This is a genomic window from Streptomyces sp. NPDC001027 (assembly GCF_040299045.1).
Lineage (GTDB): Bacteria > Actinomycetota > Actinomycetes > Streptomycetales > Streptomycetaceae > Streptomyces.
Map to the genome: position 1 here is coordinate 38,157 of NZ_JBEPBI010000054.1, position 8,120 is coordinate 46,276.

Genomic DNA, 8,120 nt, shown 5'->3' on the forward strand with positions numbered 1-8,120 from the left:
TCGCGCTGGTTCACATACCGACAAGTAGCAAGTACCTACGATGATGCTACCCGCCGGTAATAAGTTGCAACCCCCGTCGTCCAAGTGTGAGAAGGGTCTACCTCGCTCCGCCGTCGGCGCGCCTCGGTACGCTTGCGCCCATGTACGGATACGGCCAGCCCATGGACGGCGGCGCTGCGCAGCAGCAGTACGCGTCGCCGCAGCAGCAGATGCCCGGCGGCCATGGCGGGTACGGCCAGCAGCCGCCCCTCTATCCGGAACCGTCGCCGCCGTCCCTCGCGGACGCGGTGCGCGCCTTCACCACGGGCCAGCTCGCCGCCGAGGACTTCCAGCAGGTCTTCGCCACCTCCAAGGTCTACTGCCCGCGCGGCGACAACCCCGGCTTCCTCGCCCTGCACAACACCCAGCAGCCGGTGATCCCGATGTTCACCAGTCTCAAGGAGCTGCGCCGGTACGCGGGCAAGGAGTCCAAGTACTTCGTGATCACCGGCGCGGAGGTGATCGACCTGCTGCCCACCGGCTACGGCTTCGTCCTCGACATGGAGGGCGAGCACCGGATGGTCTTCGACGCGAAGGCCGTGGAGCAGATGGTCGAGTTCGCGATGCGCCGGATGTACGGCTGAGACGGAGCGCCCGTGCGATGCGGCCCGGAGGGAATGCCCTCCGGGCTTCCGCCGTTATGGGTGGCAGAAAGTTCAATGCTCAACTAAAGTGAGACGTACGCCGCCCAAGGAGGTACGGACATGCCCGCAGTGACCGTCGAGAACCCGCTGACCCTGCCGCGCGTCACCGCGCCGGCCGAGGCCGTGGCCCGCCCCGTGCTCGCCGTCACGACCGCGCCGAGCGGTTACGAGGGCGAGGGCTTCCCGGTGCGCCGCGCGTTCGCCGGGATCAACTACCGTCACCTCGACCCGTTCATCATGATGGACCAGATGGGCGAGGTGGACTACGCGCCGGGCGAGCCCAAGGGCACCCCCTGGCACCCGCACCGCGGCTTCGAGACCGTCACCTACATCATCGACGGGATCTTCGACCACCAGGACAGCCAGGGCGGCGGCGGCACCATCACCAACGGCGACACCCAGTGGATGACGGCAGGCTCGGGCCTGCTGCACATCGAGGCGCCGCCGGAGTCGCTGGTCATGTCCGGCGGTCTCTTCCACGGCCTGCAGCTGTGGGTGAACCTGCCGGCCAGGGACAAGATGATGGCGCCGCGCTACCAGGACATCCGGGGCGGACACGTACAGCTCCTCACCACCCCCGACGGCGGCGCGCTGCTGCGGGTCATCGCGGGCGAGCTGGACGGGCACGCCGGTCCCGGCGTCACGCACACGCCGATCACGATGATCCACGCGACGGTGGCGCCGGGCGCGGAGGTCACCCTGCCGTGGCGCGAGGACTTCAACGGCCTCGCGTACGTCCTCGCGGGCAAGGGCGCGGTCGGCGCGGAGCGCCGCCCGATCCACCTGGGCCAGACCGCGGTCTTCGGCGCGGGCTCCTCGCTGACGGTCCGCGCGGACGAGAAGCAGGACGCGAACACGCCGGACCTGGAGGTCGTGCTGCTGGGCGGACAGCCCATCCGTGAGCCCATGGCCCACTACGGCCCGTTCGTCATGAACACCAAGGACGAGCTCCAGCAGGCGTTCGACGACTTCCAGAAGGGCCGCCTGGGCACGATCCCGGCCGTGCACGGGATGACGGCTGAGGGCATCTAGCCCTCGCGTTCAGCCTTCCTGCCCGCCGGGAATCCGGTACGGTACGACAAGGCCCGAAGCCGCAACATCGGTTTGCGACTTCGGGCCTGTCTCATGTCACCGGGCGGCTACGGCAGCACGTAGACCGGTGCTCCGTCGGCGGAACAGCCGGTCTGCCGCAGACACCCCCGCTTGAGCAGCATCCGCAGGCAGTCGTGGATCCGCTCGTGCGACAGCCCCGTACGCGTGGCGATCTCCTCGACGCGGTAGCGGGCTTCGCCGCGCACCAGCGCCGGGGCGAGGACGGCGGCGACCGCGTGCACGTCGTCCGTGACGACGAGGTTCTTCGCCTTCCACAGGGCGAGCAGCTCCCGGGGCGTCAGCTCCGCTTCGCAGACGGGTCGTGAGCGGTCGGCGCGGCGGCCGAGGGCTTCGGCGATGTCGTCCAGCGCGTCCGCCATCCGGCTCTGGCTCCGGTTGATCTGCCGCAGCAGGTCGTTGCGCTCCCCGGCGAAGGCGGCCAGGCTCTCGTCCATCTGCATGTTGCGCTCTTCGAGGCGCACGAGGGCGTCGACGACCTGCTCCGGCATGACGTACGCGGTGCCGCCGGCGGGGGCGGGTTGCACGGGCGCGGGCTCCAGGGAGTACGAGCCCTGCTGTTGGACGGTCAGGATGACCTCGTCGACCCAGGTCTTGAACGGGACGCACTCGAGTTTGGTGCAGCCGTTGACGAGCCTGATGAGGCCTTTCAGGCTCACCATCCTCATCGACTTCTGCAGCCTGTGACCTGCAAGTTTGCGCGAGGTGTCTGCTGTACAGACGCCTTGTGCAATCTCACCCAGCGACCTTGTGCAATCTGGTGAGACATGCGCTAGGAGCGCCTGGCGTGTGTTCACGTACCCGAGTTCCGTGGCCACGTCCGCCGCCACGAACCAGTGCTCCCCGTCCGGCAACGTGAGCCGCCGCAGCCGTGCCCCCGTCGCCGCGAACACGAAGTCGTTGACGTCGATCGCGTCCTGGTGTGCCGCCGGCCGGTTCGGCGGCGGTGTGTTGTTCTGCTCGTACATCGAGCATCACCTCCGTCTCGGACGGTAGGCATATGCCGGGGCAACGAGCCGCGCTGGCAAGGATGTTCACCCGTTAGGAGCGGACGTTCGATTCCGTGCCCGGGTCATGTCCCGTTCACCCGGGTGGCCGTCCGGTCAGGACAGGGCGACCGGGCCGTGATCCGCTGGAGCCGTGCATCTGCTCCCGCTTCCCGCGCGCCGGTTCGCCGCCTGGTGCGGCGTGATCCTGCTCGCGTCGGGCGTCGGGTACGTGGGGATCCGGCTGTGCGCGGAGTTGCGCACCGCCGTCACGCCCGTGCTGCTGGCGTTGCTCGGCACCGCTCTGCTGCGGCCGTTGCACCGGCGGATGGTGGCGGCCGGGGTGCCGCGGTCGCTGTCCGCCGGGGTCACCTGTGTCGCCGTCGTCGCCGTGGTCGGCGGGGCCGTGTACATCGTCGTCGCCGCGCTGATCGACAGCGGAGACCAGATCGTCGCCGCGCTCAGGTCGGCGGGGCGGAGCATCGCCGATCACTTCGGGGCCGCCGGGACCTCGCTCGACGACCTCGCCGCCAACGCGAAGGAGCTGCTCGCCAAGTTCGGGGGAACGGCCGCCTCGAACGTCATCAGCGGGGTGAGCGTCGTCGGCGAGACCATCGCCATGGCCGTGCTGGCGCTGCTGCTCGTCTTCTTCTTCCTGCGGGACTCGCACCGGGCCGTCGGCGTCCTGCGGTCCGTCGCTCCGGGCGGCAGCGCCGACACCCTCGAGGCCATGGCCCGCAGGGCCTTCCGCGCCGTCGAGGGGTTCATGCGGGGGACGACGTTCATCGCCTTCATCGACGCCGTGTGCATCACGGTCGGGCTGCTCGTCCTCGATGTGCCCGGGGCGGTGGGGCTGGGCGCCCTCGTCTTCGTCGGGGCGTACATCCCGTATCTCGGCGCCTTCCTCTCCGGAGCGGTCGCCGTGCTGGTCGCGCTCGCCGACCGCGGGTTCGTCATCGCGCTGTGGGCGCTCGGCGTGGTGCTCGCGGTGCAGGTGCTGGAGGGGCATGTGCTGCAGCCGGTGATCCAGAGCCGGACCGTGCAGATGCACCCGGCGGTGGTCATGGTCGCGATCACGGCGGGGGCGTCCGTGGCCGGGATTCTCGGCATGCTGCTCGCCGTGCCCGTGACCGCGGCCGGCTTCGGGGTCCTGCACGAGCTGCGGACGCGCTACGGCGCTGTCGCCGACGGCTCGTAGAGCTCGAACCAGATGCTCTTGCCCTCGCCTCGCGGCGCCACTCCCCAGGTGTCCGCGAGCAGCTCGATGAGGACCAGGCCGCGGCCCGAGGAGGCCAGCTCGCCGGGGCGACGCATGTGCGGGAGGTCGTCGCTGGTGTCGGTGACCTCGATGCGGAGCCGGCGTTCACCGGCGGCGCCGGTGACCTCGGCGACCAGCAGCGCGTCGGCGTCGGTGTGCACGAGGACGTTCGTCAGGGTCTCGGAGACGAGCAGGACGGCCGAGTCGACCTGGTCGTCGCAGGTCCAGTCGTGCAGAAGCTCGCGCAGTTGCTGCCGGGCCACGGCGATGCGCTCCGGTTCGGCCTGCGCGACCGTCAGCATCGAGCGGCGCACGGGCTGCCGGGCGGGCAGCGGAGCCGCGCTCGGACCGCAGCCGCCCGCGCCCTGGCGGCAGAGCAGCAGCACCGCTATGTCGTCCTCGCGGCGGTCGGCGAGCGGACCCGTGGTGTGGTGCGAGGAGGGCCCGTGCACCGCCTGGACCAGGGCGTCGGCCAGTTCCTCGAGGTCGCCCTCGTGCGACTCCAGGATCTTGCGGACCCGCCGCCAGCCGGTGTCGAGGTCGTGCCCCCCGGTCTCGAGCAGGCCGTCGGTGCACAGCATCAGTGCCTCGCCGGGTTCCAGGGCGAGCCGGGTGGTGGGGTAGTCGGCGTCCGGGTCGATGCCCAGCGGCAGCCCGCCCGCGGTGGCGCGCACCAGCACCGTGCCGTCGGCCATCCGGACCGCCGGGTCCAGGTGGCCGGCCCGGGCGGCCTCCAGCACCCCGGTCACCGGATCGACCTCGATGTACAGGCAGGTGGCGAAGCGCAGATCGGCGCGGCCGTCCGCGTCGGCGAGACCGTGCAGGAATCCGGAGGCCCGGGACAGGACCGCGTCGGGGCGGTGGCCCTCGGCGGCGTAGGCCCGGAGCGCGATGCGCAGCTGTCCCATGAGACCCGCCGCACGGACGTCGTGGCCCTGGACGTCCCCGATGACCAGGGCGAAGCGGCCCGCCCCGGGGTTCGTCCGGGACGCGCCGCCGGGCAGCGGGATCATGTCGTACCAGTCGCCGCCGACCTGGAGGCCGCCGCCGGTCGGTATGTAGCGCGCGGCGAGGGTCATGCCCGGTATCTCGGGGCCGAGCGTCGGGAGCATGGAGCGTTGCAGACCGTCGGTCAGCTCGCGCTGGGTCTCCGCCGCGCTCGCGCGGGTGAGGGCCTGGGCGAGCATCCTGGCGACCGTCGTGAGCACGGACCGCTCGTCCGGGGTGAACGCCACCGGGTAGGCGAAGCCGGCCATCCAGGCGCCCATCGTGCGGCCGGCCACGGTGAGCGGCAGAAACGCCCAGGAGTGACGGCCGAAGGGCGCGGCCAGCGGCCAGGTCAGCGGGTAGCGTTCCTTGTACTGCTCGGGGGAGGACAGGTACACGGCACGCCCGGTGCGCACGACCTCGGCGGCCGGATAGTCCGTATGGATGGACATCTGGGTGAAGGGGTCGTCGTCGCCCGACTGGTGTCCGTGGTGGCCGATGATCGTCAGCCGTTCGCCCTCCACGCCGAAGACGGCGAGGCCGTCCGGGGAGAAGCCTGGCATGGACAGTCCGGCGGCGACCCGCAGCACCTCCTCGGTGGACCGTGCCTCCGCCAGCGCCCGGCCCGCGTCCAGCAGGAACGCCTCCCGTGACCGGCGCCAGTCGCCGGTGACCGCGGTCCGCCCGGCCGGCGTGCCCGGCGTCGGCTCGGTGACCTCCTGGAGGGTGCCGATCAGCTCGTACGCCTTCCTGGCCGGGTCGAAGGACGGCTTGGAACGGCTGCGGACTACCCGGACCACCCGCCCCCGGTCGTCCATGATGCGGATCCGCACCTCGGCGAGGGTGCCCTCGGCGACCGCGAGCTGGATCACCCCGGTGATCTCGTTCCAGTCGACGGGGTGCAGCCGGGCCCGGGTCTGGGCCTCCGTGAGGACGGTCTCCTCCCGGGGCAGCCCGAGCAGCCGGGCAGCCTCGGCGTCGACCGTGACCAACCCGGTGGCGGTGTCCCAGTGCCACAGGCCGGTCGCGAGGGCGGTGAGTACCTCCCCCACGGCGGGCAGCGGCTCGCCAGTGCGCATTGCCCCACTTTAAGAAGACGGGAAGCAAGAGTGCCACTGATCCCCGGGTGTTCCTGCCGCGCCCGGGCCGTCTCGGGCGCCCGGTAATGGGGGGAGGCCCGCGTGGCGTGCCCGGTACTCTGGGGGTTGTTTCACGTGAAACACCATGAATCCCAGACCCCGATCCGCGAAGACTGGATGAACGACGATGCATCGGTACAGGTCCCACACCTGCGGCGAGCTCCGCGCCTCTGACGTCGGCACCGACGTCCGGCTGAGCGGCTGGCTGCACAATCGGCGCGACCTGGGCGGCATCCTCTTCATCGATCTGCGCGACCACTACGGCATCACGCAGCTCGTCGCCCGTCCGGGCACGCCCGCCTACGAGGCGCTCGACAAGCTGACCAAGGAGTCGACGGTCCGGATCGACGGCAAGGTCGTCTCCCGGGGCGCCGAGAACGTCAACGCGGACCTGCCCACCGGTGAGGTCGAGGTCGAGGTCGGCGAGGTGGAGCTGCTCGGCGCCGCTCAGCCCCTGCCCTTCACGATCAACGCCGAGGACGGGGTCAACGAGGAGCGGCGTCTGGAGTACCGCTTCCTCGACCTGCGCCGTGAGCGCATGCACCGCAACATCATGCTGCGCACGTCGGTCATCTCGGCGATGCGGCACAAGATGACGGCGCTCGGCTTCAACGAGATGGCGACGCCGATCCTGTCCGCGACCTCGCCCGAGGGCGCCCGCGACTTCGTCGTCCCGTCCCGGCTGCACGCGGGCCGTTTCTACGCCCTGCCGCAGGCCCCGCAGCAGTTCAAGCAGCTGTTGATGATCTCGGGCTTCGACCGCTACTTCCAGATCGCGCCCTGTTTCCGTGACGAGGACGCGCGCGCGGACCGTTCGCCGGGCGAGTTCTACCAGCTCGACGTCGAGATGAGCTTCGTCGAGCAGGAGGACGTCTTCCAGCCGATCGAGAAGCTCATGACGGAGCTGTTCGAGGAGTTCGGCGGCGGCCGCCACGTCACGTCGCCCTTCCCGCGCATCCCGTTCCGCGAGTCGATGCTGAAGTACGGCTCCGACAAGCCGGACCTGCGCGCGCAGCTGGAGCTCGTCGACATCACCGACGTGTTCGAGGGCTCGGAGTTCAAGGCCTTCGCCGGCAAGCACGTGCGTGCGCTGGCGGTGCCGGACGTCTCCGCGCAGCCCCGGAAGTTCTTCGACCAGCTGGGCGACTTCGCCGTCTCGCAGGGGGCGAAGGGCCTGGCCTGGGTGCGGGTGGCCGAGGACGGATCGCTGTCCGGCCCGATCGCGAAGTTCCTCACCGAGGAGAACGTCGCCGAGCTGACCAAGCGCCTGTCGCTGGCCGCCGGTCACGCCGTCTTCTTCGGGGCCGGCGAGTTCGACGAGGTCTCGAAGATCATGGGCGCGGTCCGGGTCGAGGCCGCCAAGCGCGCCGGGCACTTCGAGGAGAACGTCTTCCGCTTCTGCTGGATCGTCGACTTCCCGATGTACGAGAAGGACGAGGAGACCGGCAAGATCGACTTCTCGCACAACCCGTTCTCGATGCCGCAGGGCGGTCTGGAGGCCCTGGAGACCCAGGACCCGCTGGACATCCTGGGCTGGCAGTACGACATCGTCTGCAACGGCGTCGAGCTGTCCTCCGGCGCGATCCGCAACCACGAGCCCGACATCATGCTCAAGGCGTTCGAGATCGCGGGCTACGACCGCGAGACCGTCGAGGACAAGTTCGCCGGCATGCTGCGCGCGTTCCGCTTCGGCGCGCCGCCGCACGGCGGGATCGCCCCGGGCGTCGACCGCATCGTCATGCTGCTCGCCGACGAGCCGAACATCCGCGAGACCATCTCCTTCCCGCTCAACGGCAACGCCCAGGACCTGATGATGGGCGCGCCGACGGAGCTGGAGGAGGCCCGGCTGAGGGAGCTGCACCTGTCGGTGCGCAAGCCGCAGCCGAAGTAGGCGGCAGCCGGCCCGGGAAGGACAGGGCAGGCCGAATCAACGGGCGTGGCCCGGAACCGACGTCGG

At 70.5% G+C, this 8,120-nt stretch carries 6 protein-coding genes; 4 read left to right on the forward strand and 2 right to left on the reverse strand.

The features are described from left to right. Positions 1–140: 140 nt before the first annotated feature. The gene (locus ABT300_RS17590) at positions 141–623 is read left to right on the forward strand and encodes an SseB family protein (protein WP_057578035.1); all 483 of its coding nucleotides are present in this window, start codon (positions 141–143) and stop codon (positions 621–623) included. Between the two features lie 120 nt (positions 624–743). Beyond that, positions 744–1,715, forward strand: a complete 972-nt coding sequence (locus ABT300_RS17595; protein WP_351676282.1) for a pirin family protein — start codon at positions 744–746, stop codon at positions 1,713–1,715. A gap of 107 nt (positions 1,716–1,822) precedes the next feature. Here the strand turns inward: ABT300_RS17595 and ABT300_RS17600 are convergent, their stop codons facing one another. Beyond that, positions 1,823–2,761 (reverse strand): BRO-N domain-containing protein, encoded by a 939-nt coding sequence (locus tag ABT300_RS17600; RefSeq protein ID WP_351676284.1) that lies wholly within the window; start codon positions 2,759–2,761, stop codon positions 1,823–1,825. Between the two features lie 172 nt (positions 2,762–2,933). Between ABT300_RS17600 and ABT300_RS17605 the strand changes: the two genes are divergently transcribed. Then, the gene (locus tag ABT300_RS17605) at positions 2,934–3,977 is read left to right on the forward strand and encodes an AI-2E family transporter (RefSeq protein WP_351676286.1); all 1,044 of its coding nucleotides are present in this window, start codon (positions 2,934–2,936) and stop codon (positions 3,975–3,977) included. Here ABT300_RS17605 and ABT300_RS17610 read toward each other — a convergent pair. Then, positions 3,950–6,103, reverse strand: a complete 2,154-nt coding sequence (locus ABT300_RS17610) for an ATP-binding SpoIIE family protein phosphatase (RefSeq protein ID WP_351676288.1) — start codon at positions 6,101–6,103, stop codon at positions 3,950–3,952. The two genes, ABT300_RS17605 and ABT300_RS17610, sit on opposite strands and share 28 nt — an antisense overlap. A 187-nt stretch (positions 6,104–6,290) precedes the next feature. On the opposite strand from ABT300_RS17610, the gene aspS reads away from it, so the two are divergent. Then, a complete protein-coding gene (gene aspS / locus ABT300_RS17615) occupies positions 6,291–8,054 on the forward strand; it encodes an aspartate--tRNA ligase (RefSeq protein ID WP_351676290.1) in 1,764 nt (587 codons plus the stop codon). The last annotated feature ends 66 nt before the right edge of the window (positions 8,055–8,120 follow it).

Excerpts from the sequence above, each read along its gene's own strand:
- ABT300_RS17590 (WP_057578035.1), top strand. The coding sequence starts at position 141 with ATGTACGGATACGGCCAGCCCATGGACGGCGGCGCTGCGCAGCAGCAG.
- ABT300_RS17595 (WP_351676282.1), top strand. The coding sequence starts at position 744 with ATGCCCGCAGTGACCGTCGAGAACCCGCTGACCCTGCCGCGCGTCACC.
- ABT300_RS17600 (WP_351676284.1), bottom strand. The coding sequence starts at position 2,761 with ATGTACGAGCAGAACAACACACCGCCGCCGAACCGGCCGGCGGCACAC.
- ABT300_RS17610 (WP_351676288.1), bottom strand. The coding sequence starts at position 6,103 with ATGCGCACTGGCGAGCCGCTGCCCGCCGTGGGGGAGGTACTCACCGCC.
- aspS (WP_351676290.1), top strand. The coding sequence starts at position 6,291 with ATGCATCGGTACAGGTCCCACACCTGCGGCGAGCTCCGCGCCTCTGAC.